12 protein-coding genes, 1 tRNA gene and 1 riboswitch are annotated in these 15,424 nt (G+C 41.6%); of the genes, 8 read left to right on the plus strand and 5 right to left on the minus strand.

The window, feature by feature from the left end:
- The first annotated feature begins 264 nt into the window (after window positions 1–264).
- Window positions 265–2,214 (plus strand): phospholipase D-like domain-containing protein, encoded by a 1,950-nt coding sequence (locus GS400_RS05405; protein WP_160099732.1) that lies wholly within the window; start codon window positions 265–267, stop codon window positions 2,212–2,214.
- Window positions 2,215–2,297: 83 nt separating this feature from the next.
- Here the strand turns inward: GS400_RS05405 and GS400_RS05410 are convergent.
- Window positions 2,298–2,370, minus strand: a tRNA-Val gene (locus tag GS400_RS05410).
- Window positions 2,371–2,595: 225 nt separating this feature from the next.
- Between GS400_RS05410 and GS400_RS05415 the strand changes: the two genes are divergently transcribed.
- From GS400_RS05415 to GS400_RS05445, 7 genes are all read left to right on the plus strand, one after another.
- Window positions 2,596–4,587, plus strand: a complete 1,992-nt coding sequence (locus GS400_RS05415) for a 5'-nucleotidase C-terminal domain-containing protein (RefSeq protein WP_160099734.1) — start codon at window positions 2,596–2,598, stop codon at window positions 4,585–4,587.
- 222 nt (window positions 4,588–4,809) lie between these two features.
- Window positions 4,810–5,595, plus strand: a complete 786-nt coding sequence (locus GS400_RS05420) for an ABC transporter ATP-binding protein (protein ID WP_160099736.1) — start codon at window positions 4,810–4,812, stop codon at window positions 5,593–5,595.
- Window positions 5,579–6,337, plus strand: coding sequence for an ABC transporter permease (locus tag GS400_RS05425; protein ID WP_160099738.1), 759 nt, complete (start codon window positions 5,579–5,581; stop codon window positions 6,335–6,337). The genes GS400_RS05420 and GS400_RS05425 overlap by 17 nt, the downstream gene beginning before the upstream one ends.
- 13 nt (window positions 6,338–6,350) lie before the next feature.
- Complete coding sequence (locus GS400_RS05430; protein ID WP_160099740.1) at window positions 6,351–7,343, plus strand: aliphatic sulfonate ABC transporter substrate-binding protein; 993 nt, start codon at window positions 6,351–6,353, stop codon at window positions 7,341–7,343.
- Between the two features lie 66 nt (window positions 7,344–7,409).
- A riboswitch (cobalamin riboswitch) is annotated at window positions 7,410–7,593 on the plus strand.
- A 137-nt stretch (window positions 7,594–7,730) separates the two neighbouring features.
- Window positions 7,731–8,201 carry an acyl-CoA thioesterase gene (locus GS400_RS05435; protein ID WP_160099742.1) on the plus strand — a complete coding sequence of 157 codons (471 nt, stop codon included), beginning with the start codon at window positions 7,731–7,733 and terminating at the stop codon, window positions 8,199–8,201.
- Window positions 8,202–8,386: 185 nt separating this feature from the next.
- The gene (locus GS400_RS05440; protein WP_160099744.1) at window positions 8,387–9,358 is read left to right on the plus strand and encodes an oxygen-dependent tRNA uridine(34) hydroxylase TrhO; all 972 of its coding nucleotides are present in this window, start codon (window positions 8,387–8,389) and stop codon (window positions 9,356–9,358) included.
- A 50-nt stretch (window positions 9,359–9,408) separates the two neighbouring features.
- Window positions 9,409–9,927, plus strand: coding sequence for a hypothetical protein (locus GS400_RS05445; protein ID WP_160099746.1), 519 nt, complete (start codon window positions 9,409–9,411; stop codon window positions 9,925–9,927).
- Here the strand turns inward: GS400_RS05445 and GS400_RS05450 are convergent.
- The 4 genes from GS400_RS05450 to GS400_RS05465 all read right to left on the minus strand — a co-directional run bounded on the left by GS400_RS05450 (window position 9,880) and on the right by GS400_RS05465 (window position 15,424).
- Entirely contained in the window at window positions 9,880–11,418 is a 1,539-nt protein-coding gene (locus GS400_RS05450) for an AbgT family transporter (protein ID WP_160099748.1), read from the minus strand. The two genes, GS400_RS05445 and GS400_RS05450, sit on opposite strands and share 48 nt — an antisense overlap.
- A gap of 151 nt (window positions 11,419–11,569) precedes the next feature.
- On the minus strand, window positions 11,570–12,880 hold the full coding sequence (locus GS400_RS05455; protein WP_160099750.1) for a hypothetical protein: 1,311 nt from the start codon (window positions 12,878–12,880) through the stop codon (window positions 11,570–11,572).
- The gene (locus GS400_RS05460) at window positions 12,846–14,126 is read right to left on the minus strand and encodes a M20 family metallo-hydrolase (protein ID WP_160099752.1); all 1,281 of its coding nucleotides are present in this window, start codon (window positions 14,124–14,126) and stop codon (window positions 12,846–12,848) included. Before GS400_RS05460 ends, GS400_RS05455 begins: the two co-directional genes overlap by 35 nt.
- On the minus strand, window positions 14,123–15,424 hold the full coding sequence (locus GS400_RS05465) for an amidohydrolase (protein WP_160099754.1): 1,302 nt from the start codon (window positions 15,422–15,424) through the stop codon (window positions 14,123–14,125). The genes GS400_RS05460 and GS400_RS05465 overlap by 4 nt, the downstream gene beginning before the upstream one ends.

The raw sequence follows: 15,424 nt of genomic DNA on the forward strand, positions 1-15,424 counted from the left end.
CACAATTATCTAAAAAATGTTTTGGAAATTGATAAAAGATAGAAACATGGATGAATGTGAAAATTTTTCATCTTTCCATTTTCATATATATAGATTGATATATTTTTTATCTCTATAAACCTACAAAAAAACCTTAAGTTACCAAAATGAGAGCCTTAAGTACCCTTTTACATTAATGATTCGTAAATTATGAAAATTCAATCCATTCCTGTGATACCTTAGGAAATGTGAGGTAAAAATCCAAAAAGGAGTGGGGAATTCAGTATGAAAAACAGAAAATGGCTTGTACTTATGGTGGTTTTTAGTCTTTTAACGACGATGTTTCCAACACCACAAAATTCTCATGCAGCAACGACGAATGATGTTGTTGTAAGTGAGATAGCGTGGATGGGGACAACTTCAAGCTACAATGATGAGTGGTTAGAGCTTTATAACAACACAGGTTCAACGATTTCTCTTGATGGATGGACGTTAAGTGCAGCAGACGGTTCACCTGATATTCAACTTTCTGGAACAATTCCAGCAGGTGGGTATTATCTTCTTGAACGAACCGATGACACAACGGTATCCGAAGTTTCTGCAAATCTTATTTATTCAGGCTCCCTAAGTAACTCCGGAGAAACACTAGAATTACGCGATGATAGCCAAAAAGTGATTGATAGCGTGGATGCTTGGTATGCTGGTGATAATGATACAAAAGCAACAATGGCACGCCAAGACACAACAGCTAGTGGAACGAATGCTAGTAATTGGTTCACCTCAACTGCTACATACGCAGAAGGATACGGTACGCCAAATGCGGCAGAAAAAGGTTGCACGACTACAGAAGAGCAACTGAATAACGTATCCAACACAGCTGGCAGTATAAATGTATATTTTAACAAATGTGCTTATGATCAATATGCGACTTCAGGAAATGAAGCGAACTATAATGTGAATTTAGAGGATAGACTGATCAAGCGTATTAACAATGCAACAGAATCAATCGACATGGCAACATACGAAATCAACCTTCCAAATATCATCGATGCACTCGTTACAAAAGCAGCAGAGGGTGTAGATGTTCGTATAATAGCCGATGCGAAAGATGGAAGTGACCCACACTACACGGAACGTTATCGAAAAATGCGTCTTTACGTAGAACAGTTACTTAGAGGAGAAGATGGCACGATTGGTACAAGTGACGATGTTCATGTTTTCTCTGACTCCATTATGTTTGCCGTAGAAGATCAAACGTTACGCGAACAATATGGTTTACCTTCATCTGTAACAGGCATGGAGCAGGTAACAGTTGGAGTAGGTAATGATACGCAGTCCGGATATCGTTTAGCGGATGCTGAACAGAAGGATGATGGAAGCTACTACTCTCCTGACAACCAAATGCATAATAAATTTGCAGTCGTAGATGGAAAGTGGGTTTTCACAGGTAGTTGGAACTTCACGGTTACAGGGCTTTATGGGTCTGAAACCAATATGCAAAATGATGTACTAGGTGGAAACACGCAGCACGTAGTTGAGCTTAACTCTACGGATCTATCAGATGTATTCAAAACTGAATTTGATGAAATGTGGGGAAGTGCAGGATTAACACCTGACCCAGCTGTTTCAAACTATCACGGTAGAAAGACCGATAATACCATTCATACAGTAGATGTGGGTGGAACTCCAGTGGATGTGTATTTCTCAGCTGGAGATGACGCAGTTGGCCAAATGGCTTCTTATGTTAAAAATGAAGCGGATTACAGCAGCTACTTCACGATTTTTGCATGGAGTGATCAGACCCTAGTAAATGAATTGAAGTATAAATGGGAAGGTTCCTACAATGATCTAGAAGGTTCTCGTACAGGTTTTGAAGTGAAAGGTGTATATGATGAGAGCTTCTGGAATCAGTGGTGGTCAGCTTCAATCGAAATGACAGGACGTACTGCATCACAGGAATCTACCAATAACCCAAACATCCGGTGGAATAACGTAGCACCTGTTTATGAAGATAATGAGGACCGTAAAATGCATGCCAAAACGATGCTCATTGATGCTGGGTACGCAAGCAGTGATCCAACAGCAATCGTAGGATCTACGAATTGGAGCACGAACGGAAACGAGATTAATGATGAGAATATGTTATTTATTCATAACGATGACGTAACGAATCAGTTTTTACAAGAATTCTATGCGCGATATGAAGCGGCAGGCGGTATGGTGCCGGCACAATAAAAGAGAAGCGAAGTCCCTTGGGGCTTCGCTTTTTTTAATGTAAAAAACCGCATTGGAAAAGTTCCAACACGGTTTTGGGAAAATGATTCCGATTGGGCTCGAACCAACGACCTCATGCCTGTCAAGCATGCGCTCTCCCAACTGAGCTACGGAATCGTATGTATTGTATTTGAAGACAATTCTTAATATACCCTTAACATGGATTTTTGTCAATATCCCTACACAAGGGGATTGAGAGACTTATTTTTAAATATAAGTAATGGTTTTGTTAATATTGTAAGAAAAATGCTAAAAATTAGTAAAATATGATAATTATCCTATTTTTTCTGTAAAAAAATGATAGGATAATAGTGTTGTAATCAATAGAAAGGGGAGAGACTTATGGGAAAGGTATATACCAAGTTGCTAGCCGGTGCCATGACAGCGGTTATGGGGCTAGCTCCATTCACAGCTCAAGCAGCTGATGAAGGGAATGTGGAGGTTCAGCTTTTATTCATGAATGACCTTCATGGAAAAATTGACTATGAATCTTCAGAAAAGGACGTAAATGGAGACGGAGTAGAGGATTCTGTTGGAGGCATGCCTTATCTTGCAACCTATCTTGAGCAACGAGAAGCAGAAAATGAAAATACGCTTCTTCTTCATTCTGGGGACATGATTGGAGGCAGTCCTTTAGTAAGTGCATATTTTCAAGATGAGCCAACTATAGAAATCATGGAGGCAATGGGCTTTGATGTAGGTACATTAGGGAACCATGAATTCGACGAAGGTGTTGAGGAGATGCTTCGCATGATTAATGGTGGCGAGCATCCGGATGGCACTGAAGGCTATGATGGCATGAACTTCCCAGTTGTTGCAGCAAATGTTCAGTATAAGGACACGAAAGATCTAGTGATTGATCCTTATACCATTGAAGAAATTGGCGGACAAAAAATTGGTTTTATTGGTGTTGTTACAACTGAAACACCGGAAATGATTATTAAAACAGGAAACGAAAATGTTGAATTCACTGATGAAGCAGAAGCCATTAACAAGTATGTTCCTGAATTACAAGCACAAGGCGTAGAAGCAATCGTTGTTTTAGCTCACAACCCAGCATTTCAAGAGGGAGAGACCATTACAGGTGACGCTGCTGAAATCGCGAAAAACACTGATGATGCGGTAGATGTGATTTTTGCTGGACACAATCACGTGTATAACAATGGTCTTGTAGACAACAAATTAATTGTACAAGCACTAGATTATAGTCGTGCTTTTGCTGACGTAGATTTAGAGATTGATCCAGAAACAGGAGATATCGTGAAAAAGTCAGCAGAAATTGTAAATAATATTCGTGGAGATGTAGAGCCAGATCAAGAGGTTTCTGAGATTTTGAACAAATATCAAGAAAAAGTAAAAGAAGCAAAAGAAGAAGTTGTCGGTAATGCAGCTGTTAAGCTGGATGGCGGCTATGCTGCTCGCGGTGAAGTGGGAGACAATGCACTAGGTAACCTTATTGCTGATGGCATGGTTGAGGCAATGGATGCTGATTTTGCGCTAATGAATGGTGGCGGAATTCGTGATGTGATTGACCAAGGTGAGATCACGTTCGGAGAGGTTTTCGCCGTTCAACCATTCGGTAACACACTAAATAAAGTTGAGCTTACAGGTAAAGACCTTCGCAAAGTGCTAAACGCACAGATTAGTGAAAAATATGGTCCAGACGTAAGTGTATCTGGTTTCTCTTACACTTGGAATGGTAAAACAAATGAAGTTGTGAGCATGAAGCTACCTGATGGATCAGCTGTAAAGCCAAATGAAACATACACGGTTGTTGTAAACAACTATATGTATGGTGCTGAAGATTATCGTTTAGCTGAACTTGGTGAAAACATGGTAGTAGGTCCAAACGACTTGGATGCAACGATCGAGTACATCCAATCCTTTGATGAGCCGATTATCTATGAAGCGGAAGGCCGTATTTCTGAAGTAACGGCAAAAGCGGATGAGAATAACGGAAAAGATCAGTCTGATAAATCTGATGAAACTACTTCTGATGAAACAACAGATTCAAAAGCAAACGATCATAAATACACGGTTAAATCAGGTGACACACTTGGCAAAATCGGTGCTAAATTCGGAGTAAGCTGGAAGAAGCTTGCCGAGTATAACAATATCGAAGACGTACGTAAGTTAATGTCTGGTCAAACGCTTTCGATCCCAGTTCCAGATGGCAATGCTGGCTATGAAGTGTACCTTGTTAAACAAGGCGATACAATCGGTAAAATTGCTGCAAAATATGATGTGAACTGGAAAGATCTAGCGAACTATAACAAGCTAGCCAACCCACACTTTATCTCAATCGGGCAAGAAATTAAAATTCCGAAGAACTAGTTTTAAAGGGGAAAATAATTGTTTTTATAAAGGAGTACAAACGATAGATGTTTGTGCTCCTTTCTTTTTGTGAAAGGTTAAAACTATTCCATTTGCATGGAAAGATTTTTTCAAAAAAGAAAAAATAAGAAATATTGACACATTTATTATGTCGTCTGTATAATATAGTGCATATAATCCCGATAAAACAAATAGGAATTATCATAAAAGGACTGAAGCGATATGTATTTACACATAGATCAACTAGCTAAGACTTTTCCGCATGAAGAAAGCGGAACATGGGAGGTCTTTTCTGAAGTAGATCTTTCCATACAAGAAAATGAATTTGTCTCAATTCTCGGTCCATCTGGGTGTGGGAAATCTACACTTTTATCGATGGTAGCCGGCCTTGAGTCTATATCAGAAGGTTCTATCAAACTTGAACATGTAGATGTGAAAACACCTGGACCTGATCGTGGTATGGTGTTCCAACAGCCTGCTCTTTTTCCTTGGTTGAGTGTAATCGAGAACGTAAAGTTTCCATTAAAACACTTATCCAAACAGGAACAAGAGGAGCAAGCTACAAAGTATCTTCAGATGGTGCACTTAAGTCGCTTTAAGCAAGCCTATCCTCATGAATTATCCGGAGGTATGCAACAACGCGTGGCTATTGCGAGAGCACTAGCTATGGATCCCAAAGTTCTTTTGATGGATGAACCCTTTGGTGCTTTAGATGAGCAAACTCGACACATTTTACATGATGAATTGATGAAAATTTGGAAGGAAACCAAGAAAACTATATTATTTGTCACCCACAGTATCTCGGAAGCTATTAAACTCTCAGATCGTGTTGTTGTTATGGGCACGCGGCCTGGTCGTATTATTGCAGATATCCCAATTGATATATCCAGACCACGCCAACGAGATGATGAGAAGGTCATTGCAAAAGAACGAGAAGTCATGAATCTTCTCGAAGGTGAAATCAATAAAGTGTTGAAGGAAGAGTTGCAGTATGAAAATCGCGCTTAAACGGATTGTATTCCTTGCCGCTGTGGTAGGGATTTGGCAAATAGTATTTTCTTTAGGTCTATATCCAGAAATAGCATTCCCTTCACCTGTAGAGGTTTATCATGCGATGGTCGGAGGGTTTCAAGATGGCACTTTAACAAAAGCCATTTTGAATAGTTTTAAACATATCCTCATTGGTCTACCGATAGCTATAGCGATCGGTACATTAATTGGAGTTTTGTTGGCAAAATCTCGTAATGCTGATGAAACGGTAGGAATGTATTTAGTATCGCTTCAGTCTATTCCTAGTATTGTTTGGGTTCCGTTAGCTATTTTGTTGTTTGGCTTTAATGAAACAGCGGTGTATTTCGTTATCGTAATGGGCGGTACATTTGTGATGGCTCTTAATGTACGCACGGCCCTTATAAGTGTACCTAGTCAAATGATTCAAGCTGCAAGAACCATGGGGGTAAAAGGGCTGAAGTTATTTTTTAAAATTGAAATTCCAGCTAGTCTTCCCCATTTTGTTACTGGACTTCGCCTTGCTTGGGCCTTTGGATGGCGCGCATTAATGGCAGGAGAGTTGCTTACTAATGGTCCAGGTCTGGGATACTCAATTAGATATGCCATGGACTTTGCTGTGATGGAAACGGTAGTCGCAATTATCATCATCATTGGTTTTATTGGAGCCGTTATTGATCAGCTAGTCTTTTCAAAAATAGAACGATCCGTCATGAAACGATGGGGACTATTAAAAAATTAATGAGGTGAATTTGATGAAAAAAATACTTATGACAGCGGGAATGCTTTTGCTAAGTCTAGCATTAGTTGCATGCGGAAACACAGGTCAATCGAAATCAACGGACGAAATCACAATTGGTTATTTTCCGAACATTAACCACGTAGCTGGAATGGTCGCTGAAGAGAAGAAGATGTATGAAGAAACCCTCCCAGATGGAACAAAAGTGAACTACAAGTACTTTCCGGATGGATCAGCTTTTATGACGGCTATTGAAACAGGAGAGATTCAAGGTGGCCTTGTTGGACCAGGGCCAGCAATGAACCACTTTACTAGTGGAGCCAAAATAAACGTCGTTGCAGCAGGTTCAACGGGTGGAACGGTAATCATGGCACGAAAAGGTGCAGGAATTGATTCCGTTGAAGATATTAAAGGCAAAACCTTTATTTCCCCACGAGTTGGGTGCACACACGATGTTCAGTTTGAAACGCTTATGATGCGTGAATTCGGTATGAAGTCAGATCGTCTAGACGGAAGCTTAAAGCACGTTACGGGTAAGCCAGCAACTTATGCCCAACAGTTCGCACAAGGTCAGGTTGATATAGCTACAGTACCAGAACCATGGGCTTCTAAAATTGAAGAGGATGGTTACGGTAAAGTATTGATCGACACGAAAAACGTGGCATTTGGTGAAACTCTACCAGCAGCTGTGTTCGTAACATCATCAGACTTAGTGAAAAACAATAAAGACCTTGTACAAAACATTGTAGACGCTCACAAGGAAGCGACAGAATTTATCCAAAACAACCCAGAAGAAGCAAAACAAATCGCTATTAAAAAGATCAAAGACATTACGAATCAAGAACTTTCTAAATCGGTAATTGATAATGCTTGGAATCGCATCGACTTCACTTATCAGGTAAAAGAATCAACTCTTCAAGCTTTTGCAAATGCATCACATGAGCTAAAGTTCTTGAAGGAACAGCCTGATTTGAGTGGGTTAGTAGATCGTAGTTTTATAGAGGAATAATATGGAGAACAGCAGCTTTCGGGTTGCTGTTCTTTTTTAAGGAAAATGATATACTAGAAAAAAGTGAATATAACACTGCCTGATGGTGACTTTTGAATAAAGTTGAAAAGGGAAGCTGGTGCGAATCCAGCGCGGTCCCGCCACTGTAATGACGAGATCTGTCTTGATTACCACTGTTTAAATGAAACGGGAAGGGAAGACGGATCTATGACTCAAAGCCAGGAGACCTGCCATGAGGAAGAACATCATTTCCTACGGGAGATAGGAGGGTGTTACGTTAATCGTGTACTCATGAACCATGAGTGTATTTCGTGATGAATGTAACCTAAGCATCTTCTCTTTGGAGGAGGTGCTTTTTTTAGTGGACTAGGATAAGGAGGATAATGAATGGAAACCAGAACGTGTGCACATTCCAAAACTGTTCAAACAAGGTTGGTATTACCGCCTGATACCAATCATTTAGACTCTATTTTTGGCGGCAAAATTTTAGCCTATATCGATGAGATTGCGGCACTGACAGCAATGAAGCATTCGAACAGTGCCGTCGTAACCGCATCTATTGATTCAGTAGATTTTTTATCTTCTGCAAAAGTAGGGGATTCCCTCACGTCAGAAGCATTTGTTACCTATACCGGAAAAAGTTCGATGGAGGTATATGTTAGAGTGACAGCTCATAACTTGTTGGAAAATGAGCAAACACTTACAACTGAATCTTTTTTGACTATGGTGGCAGTTGATGAGAATGGAAAGCCAAAACCTGTGCCGAGTGTTGTACCTGAAACAAATGAAGAAAAACGTTTATTTGAAACAGCCCCAGATCGAAAAGAAAATCGAAAGAAGCGGGCAATGATTAGGTAGTTTTGAATGAATAATTTGACAGAATTTCGAATTTTAATCAATAAGGCCAGATCAACTTGACGCCATTCATCATCCCAATTAAAATATAGTGTTGTAGTATATAGATGAATAAGGTTATATCGATGAATTACTCATCAGCCTAATTTTTGTATCCTGCAAATATAAAAAGATAGGTGGAATACAACATGTCACAAAAAGAGTATCGAGTATTATTGTATTACCAATATGTAACGATTGAGGATCCAGAAACGTTCGCTCAAGAACATTTGGCTTTCTGTAATGAACTTGGATTAAAAGGCCGTATTTTGGTAGCGAATGAAGGAATCAACGGAACGGTTTCCGGTACGGTTGAGCAAACGCAGAAATATATGGATGCAATGCATAACGATCCGAAGTTTGAAGATATGCCGTTTAAGATCGATGAAGCGGATGGTCATGCATTTAAGAAAATGCACTGCCGTCCACGTCCGGAGCTTGTTACGCTTCGCTTAGAAGATGACATTAACCCACATGATCTAACAGGCGAGTATCTAGAACCAAAAGAATTCTATAAACGTATGCAAGATGAAAATACAATTATTTTAGATGCCCGTAACGATTATGAATATGATCTAGGCCATTTCCGCGGTGCTATTCGCCCAGACGTTCGCACGTTCCGTGATCTGCCAGATTGGGTCCGTGAAAATAAAGATCAATTAGAAGGAAAACAAATCCTAACGTACTGCACAGGCGGTATCCGTTGCGAGAAATTCTCTGGCTGGTTGAAAAAAGAAGGCTTCGAAAATGTAGGTCAGCTACATGGTGGAATCGCAACGTACGGTAAAGACGAAGAAGTTCAAGGCCAACTGTGGGACGGTCAAATGTACGTATTTGACGAGCGCATTTCCGTACCCGTAAACCAGGTGGAGCACGTGGTTGTCGGAAAGGATTACTTTGACGGCGAACCATGCGAACGCTACGTAAACTGTGCTGAACCAAGCTGTAACAAACAAATCATCTGCTCTGAAGAAAACGAGCATAAATATATGCGCGGCTGCACACACGAATGCCGCACAAGCGAGCGCAACCGTTACGTTGAAGAACACGGACTAACGGAAGAAGAAGTACAAGAGCGCTTGAAACGAATTGAAGAAGAAGATGGCGTGAAAACGTCATAATGATATTATGAACTGCCCAGTGAGGAGAGGATCCTTGCTGGGTAGTTTTTTTGTGGAAAGAGAATTCCACGCCCAGGAAGGAGAATCCCACGCCCAGGAAGGATAATCCCACGCCCGGGAGGGAGAATCCCACGCCCGGGAGGGAGAATCCCACGCCCGGGAGGGAGAATTCCACGCCCAGGAAGGAGAATCCCACGCCCGGGAGGGAGAATTCCACGCCCAGGAAGGAGAATCCCACGCCCAGAAAGGAGAATCCCACGCCCGGGAAAGAGAATCCCATGCCCAGGAAGGAGAATCCCACGCTCAAGAAGGAGAATCCCACGCCTGGGAAGGAGAATCCCAAGCTAAGGAAGGAGAATCCCACGCCCAGGAAGGAGAATCCCACGCCCGGGAGGGAGAATCCCACGCCCGGGAAAGAGAATCCTACGCTCAGGAAGGAGAATCCCACGCTCAAGAAGGAGAATCCCCCGCTCAAAAAAAGAGAAAACCAAGGCCAAGCCTTGGTTTTCTCCTCACAAAATCTATTTATTCAAATACATATCAACACCAGGTCCTACCGGAATCCCTAGCAATGCAAACCCAAGCAATAGCACGATCCATACACTCAAGAACGCAATACTATAAGGAAGCATTAATGAAATCAGTGTACCCAGCCCAGCTTTTTTATCGTATTCCTTCATAAAGGCTAGCACGATAATGATATATGGGTTCATTGGTGTGATGATGTTCGTTGATGAATCCGCAATACGGTATGCTGCCTGAACGAAAGCAGGGTGGAAATCCATGAAATAGAACATCTTTAGGAAGATTGGAGCTTCTAATGCCCATTGTGCGGAACCACTAAAGACTAGTAGGTTCATCAGCGCAGTTAGGAACACAAATCCTAAAATAATAATGATCCCATTGAGTTCGAGACCACCAAGGAAGTTCGCACCACTAACAGCAATCCAAGTCCCAATGTTTGTCCAATCAAAATAAGCGATAAACTGTGCTGCAGCGAAGATCAGGACGATAAAGCCTGACATGTCCTTCATTGCTTCGCCCATGTATTTCGATACATCAGCAGGTGAATTAATTTTGCTTACCGTTACACCATATGCCACACCGATAACGATGAAGAAAATTAAAATAATTGGCACAATTCCATCTAAGAATGGAGAAGGGATAATGCCACCTTCATCGTTACGAAGGGGAGACCCAGGCCAAGCTAGAGCAATGCCAAGTAGAGCAACATAACCTAAACCAGCTAGAAATGCATTGCGGAAACCACGTTTCTCAACAAAAGATGTCTGTTCAAGTTCACCTTTTGCATCACCTTCATAGTTTCCTAGTCGCGGCTCAACAATTTTATCTGTAACAAGTGCACCTGTAACAGAAAGTACAACTACAGAAACAACCATGAAGTACCAGTTATCTACTGGAGTTACAACAATGTCAGCATTCGGAATGCTTTGCATAACTTCTGTTGAAATCCCGGAAAGTAATGCGTCTGTACCTGCAATAATAACGTTCGCTGTAAAACCAGATCCAACTCCGGCGAAACCTGCTGCTAAACCAGCTAATGGGTGACGTCCTATTGTGTAAAAGACCATCGCCGCAAGAGGAGGAATGATTACGAATGCTGCGTCTGAAGCTAAGTTACCTAAAATACCTGTGAAAATAATCGCGTATGTTGTTAATGCTTTAGGAGCTTTTAAAATGGTACTCTTAATCGCTGTTTCAAGCAATCCAACTTTATCTGCGATACCAATACCAAGCATCATAGCCAAGACAAGTCCGAGCGGCTTAAATCCAGTGAAGTTCTCGAGCATCGACGTTAACATGTAGCGTAATCCTTCACCTGACATTAAGCTTTTAATCGGAATTTCTTCACCTGTCCCTGGCTGAACAACGGTTACTCCAAGACTTGATACAAACCACGACAAAAGAATCGTGAATAATGCCAAATACACAAACAACATAAATGGGTCTGGAAGCTTATTCCCCACTCTCTCAATTCCATTTAAAAACTTGGATAAACCTTTGTTCGACTTTTCGTTTACTTCTGGTTCCAATTTCATACTTGGCTCCATCCTATTCACCCTTTCGTTTTTTAAGGAAAAAGTCCTTTAATGTTCCGTAAATATCCATAAACTAACCAATCGTCTTTTCTTTTATATATATAAGGTTTACGTCCAGTGCACGGTGGCTAGCTGGACGCCACCGCTCTTTCTATGCTTCTTGCTTAAACTGAAATACTTTACGTGGACGACCGCGTTCTCCTGATTGAACTTCTCCGCATTGTTCTACTAACCCAACGCGTTCCATTTCGGATAAAATGCGGCGGCCATTTCTCTCTGTACTTTTGAGCCAACGGGAGAGGTCTTGTGAAGAAAATTGTTCCCGTCCGTATTGTTTAGAGTACGAGAGCATTTTCGATACGATCCCTGGACTTAGGGCTGCATCTTTCAATTTCTCTTTCCATACAGAGCCAGTTTCACCAGATTTATAGACCATATCCTGCTGAGAAGGTTGCTTACGTGTGATCGTTTGATTTTCATCCATTATTAAAATCGTAGGATGTTCCTCTTCACCAATGTGACGGAAGCCAAGCCTTACATTCTGCTCTGCCTGAGAAACCGTTTCGCCAAAACCGATCGACACATTCGCTTGCAAGTTCGTTTCAAGCTTAATCTCTTCCATTAAGTTATAGAGGTCATGCTCTGATTCCTGACTTAACTCTCCTCGAGTGGTGAAAACAAAGAACAATCCATCGCCAAAATGCATGACAGTTCCATTTGTTTTTTCAGCTATCACGAGCAGGTGACGTTTTACATCAAGTTCGTGATACTTGGATTTAAAAGAGTAATAGAGTTCTTCTAAGTGATCTGAGTTAAGCTCAACACGGCAACCGATAATCGCAACCTGGGAATTTCGGTAGTGATTGGATTGCGCGCGTTCCTCTAAAAATTGAATCACTAGTTTAATGGAAAGATAGGACGGCGTTACACGAAATACAGGGACGCCGAGTTCTTTCAACCCGTGATACACATTTTTAATCGAGGTAATCACAACTTCTGTTTTACCTTCTTCATAGAGGTTTTTGTGAAAATCGATTAACGTTTCAGCCTTCACACCATTTCGGAAAGGATGGTTGTAATACTCTAATGAATCGAGTTGATAGTAGGACAAAATCTTATCAAACTCTTCGTTTGCAATGGTATCGATGCTGACACTTTTAATAACCTTGTCCATCTTAAGCTGTGCTTCTAGTAAAATTCCGAAGAAACTAGATCCGTGAAGAGGGGGATAGCCTGCTTCTTCTTCCGTGATCAGTTCGTTATCCATTGCGTAGGTGTGATTTAAAACACCTGAGAAAAACCATTGATCCACTTCATGTCGATGTTTTGCTAAAATCTCATCTATATCGGATAATGTTTGATAAGGAAAAGGAAGAAATGTAATATCATCAAATTCCTCTGCTACGTACATAATGCGCTGGATTGAGTCATGCGGTCCGATTACGCCAATTTTTGTTTTCATATTCATCACCTGTTTCTATTCGTAAATACTCCGCAATCATGCGGGTGCCTTTTTCTAAATCTTCTATAGAGGCATATTCTTTAGGGTGATGGCTGATTCCTTCTTGACACGGGATGAAAATAAGTCCAGATGGCCATCTTGTTGCCATGTTCATCACATCATGACCAGCGCCACTATCCATGGTGAGCGGCTTATAATCAAGCTGTTTTGCGACTTTTGTGAGTGTTTCTTGTATATTTGGGTCGAGAAAGACAGAGTCATTATCTACCAGAGTTTTTACTGTTACCGTTACAGAACGTTCACGCTCGATTTCTTCACAGAAGCTTTTAATTCGTTTCGCTAACTCGATCTTCAATTGATCTTCAACGCTGCGAATATCGATCCCAAGCGTTACTTCGCCAGGAATAACATTCATTACATTTGGACTGAGCTGCACCGTACTTACAGTTGCGACGAGAGGGAGTGGGGCATCCTTGTTGATTTTTTTAGCCTCCTCCTCAACAAAAGGGATAAGAGGAGCACTCGCTACAAAAGCATCAGCACGTTTATTCATCGGTGTTGTACCCGTATGATTGGCCATGCCTGAGAATTTAACCTGAAGGCGGATTGGACAAGCAACGCCTCGAACAATTCCAATATCTGCTCCGTGATCCTCGATTTGAGTTCCTTGTTCAATATGAAGCTCAAGGAAACTTTCTAGATCATCTGGTCGTAATTCTGCATTCGGGAGATTCTCCCAAGTAAGACCGTATGATTCAAGCGCTTCTCGAACAGTAACGCCATCTGAATCTCTTACTTCAGCTAAATCATCTTCCAAAAGTCCAGTCAGTGCTTTACTGCCAATGGTTGATACACCAAATCGTGCAGACTCTTCAGAAGCAAAGCAGATAACGGTGATATTTTTAGAAGGCACAAAAGCTCGATCCTTTAAGAGTTTAATAGATGCGAGGCCAGTTAAAACTCCAGCAACACCGTCGTAACCACCACCTGAGCGGACCGTATCCACATGAGAACCAACTGCGACAGTAGGTGCAGCGCCATCTACTTTCCAAGTCGCCCATTGGTTTCCGGCTTCATCTCTATTCACCTCTAAACCGAGGGAGAGGGCAATATGCCGGAATGTTTCATGGGCTTGTTTTTCTTCCGGGGTATAGCTGAGTCTTGTGAATCCAGTATCATAATCCATCTCATCCACTAGATTCAGTTTTGTTAAATGTTCCGAAAGCCATTCCTGCATGTTTGTCATCGTGTGTTTTCTCCTTTTACAAGATGGATGTACGTATCGACCGCCACGGCCAACGCATCCTCTTCAAAATCGAATGAAGGGTGATGGTGATTGTAGGGGAGACTTGTCCCAAATAGCATGTAGGTTGCTAGGCCACCATTCGCTTGTACCTCATTCATCATAAAACTTGCATCCTCTGATCCGGAAATATCAGCAGTGGGGAGCACCTCTTTTATGAAAGAACTCGATTCACAGTGTGAGCTGATTGAATCGATTAACTCCTCATCACAATCCATGCCTTCTGTTTCACCAACAAAATCAATTGAGGCCTCAACGTTGTGCATGTGAGCAGAAGCTTGAATCATTCGTATAGCTTCATCAAGCATAAACTGATTAATCTCACCCGTTTCTCCTCGCGTTTCAAGTTCCAAATAACTTCTGTCTGCTATGATGTTCCTGCCGCTACCGGCATCGAGCTTCCCAACGTTTACTCTGCTGACTCCTTCACTATGCCGTGGGATCGAGTAGAGCTGTGTTGCTGTTGTAGCTGCGGCAAGCAAAGCATTGCGACCATCCTCTGGTTTCATCCCAGCATGAGAAGATTCTCCGTTGAAATGAACATTGAGCTTAGATGAAGCAAGAAAGCCTTTTGTGGTCGCAGCTACTGTCCCTACTTCTAGGTCACGTAACCCAAGGTGACCTGTGTAAAAAGCATCCACATCTTGAAGCCAACCTTTATCGGTCATAGCTTTTGCACCCCGACCACCTTCTTCAGCTGGTTGAAAAAGAAGCGTGAATTTGCCGTTTAAGTCATGTGCATTTTCAGCGATATACTGAGCTAGACCGAGTCCGATCGTAATGTGACCGTCGTGACCACAAGCATGCATCACATTCTTTTGGGAAGAGGAGAATCCTTGGGCAAAAGGAAGGTGATCCTCATGTTCTGTCTCATGTATAGGAAGCCCATCGATATCAAAGCGGAAGGCAAGATGTTTGCCTGGAGATTTTGTATCCCATATTGCTACTAATCCTGTATTTCCACCATGCATGTGTAAGAGCCAATCTCCTTCAACTCCTTGAAAGTAGGCTTCAGACTCCTTTTTTTGCAAAAGCTCTTTGGATGGTACACCGTAGCGAGATTCACTTTTGAGTGCATGCTGACCAACATAGAGCTTGAATCCTAAATTCTCTAATTCTTTTCCAATTTTGTAAGTCGTGTAGTACTCCATAAATCCTAGCTCAGGTTGTTGGTGAAAGGACCGGCGCCAGGACTGTAACTTAGGTTTGATCGATTCTGTGAAGCCATTCTTAAGAAGCAT

This window comes from Pontibacillus sp. HMF3514 (assembly GCF_009858175.1).
Taxonomy (GTDB): domain Bacteria; phylum Bacillota; class Bacilli; order Bacillales; family BH030062; genus Pontibacillus.

Bases quoted from the DNA above. Each gene is read 5' to 3' on its own strand.
- GS400_RS05405 (WP_160099732.1), top strand. From the start codon at position 265: ATGAAAAACAGAAAATGGCTTGTACTTATGGTGGTTTTTAGTCTTTTA.
- GS400_RS05415 (WP_160099734.1), top strand. From the start codon at position 2,596: ATGGGAAAGGTATATACCAAGTTGCTAGCCGGTGCCATGACAGCGGTT.
- GS400_RS05420 (WP_160099736.1), top strand. From the start codon at position 4,810: ATGTATTTACACATAGATCAACTAGCTAAGACTTTTCCGCATGAAGAA.
- GS400_RS05425 (WP_160099738.1), top strand. From the start codon at position 5,579: ATGAAAATCGCGCTTAAACGGATTGTATTCCTTGCCGCTGTGGTAGGG.
- GS400_RS05430 (WP_160099740.1), top strand. From the start codon at position 6,351: ATGAAAAAAATACTTATGACAGCGGGAATGCTTTTGCTAAGTCTAGCA.
- GS400_RS05435 (WP_160099742.1), top strand. From the start codon at position 7,731: ATGGAAACCAGAACGTGTGCACATTCCAAAACTGTTCAAACAAGGTTG.
- GS400_RS05440 (WP_160099744.1), top strand. From the start codon at position 8,387: ATGTCACAAAAAGAGTATCGAGTATTATTGTATTACCAATATGTAACG.
- GS400_RS05450 (WP_160099748.1), bottom strand. From the start codon at position 11,418: ATGAAATTGGAACCAGAAGTAAACGAAAAGTCGAACAAAGGTTTATCC.
- GS400_RS05455 (WP_160099750.1), bottom strand. From the start codon at position 12,880: ATGAAAACAAAAATTGGCGTAATCGGACCGCATGACTCAATCCAGCGC.
- GS400_RS05460 (WP_160099752.1), bottom strand. From the start codon at position 14,126: ATGACAAACATGCAGGAATGGCTTTCGGAACATTTAACAAAACTGAAT.
- GS400_RS05465 (WP_160099754.1), bottom strand. From the start codon at position 15,424: ATGCTTCTTAAGAATGGCTTCACAGAATCGATCAAACCTAAGTTACAG.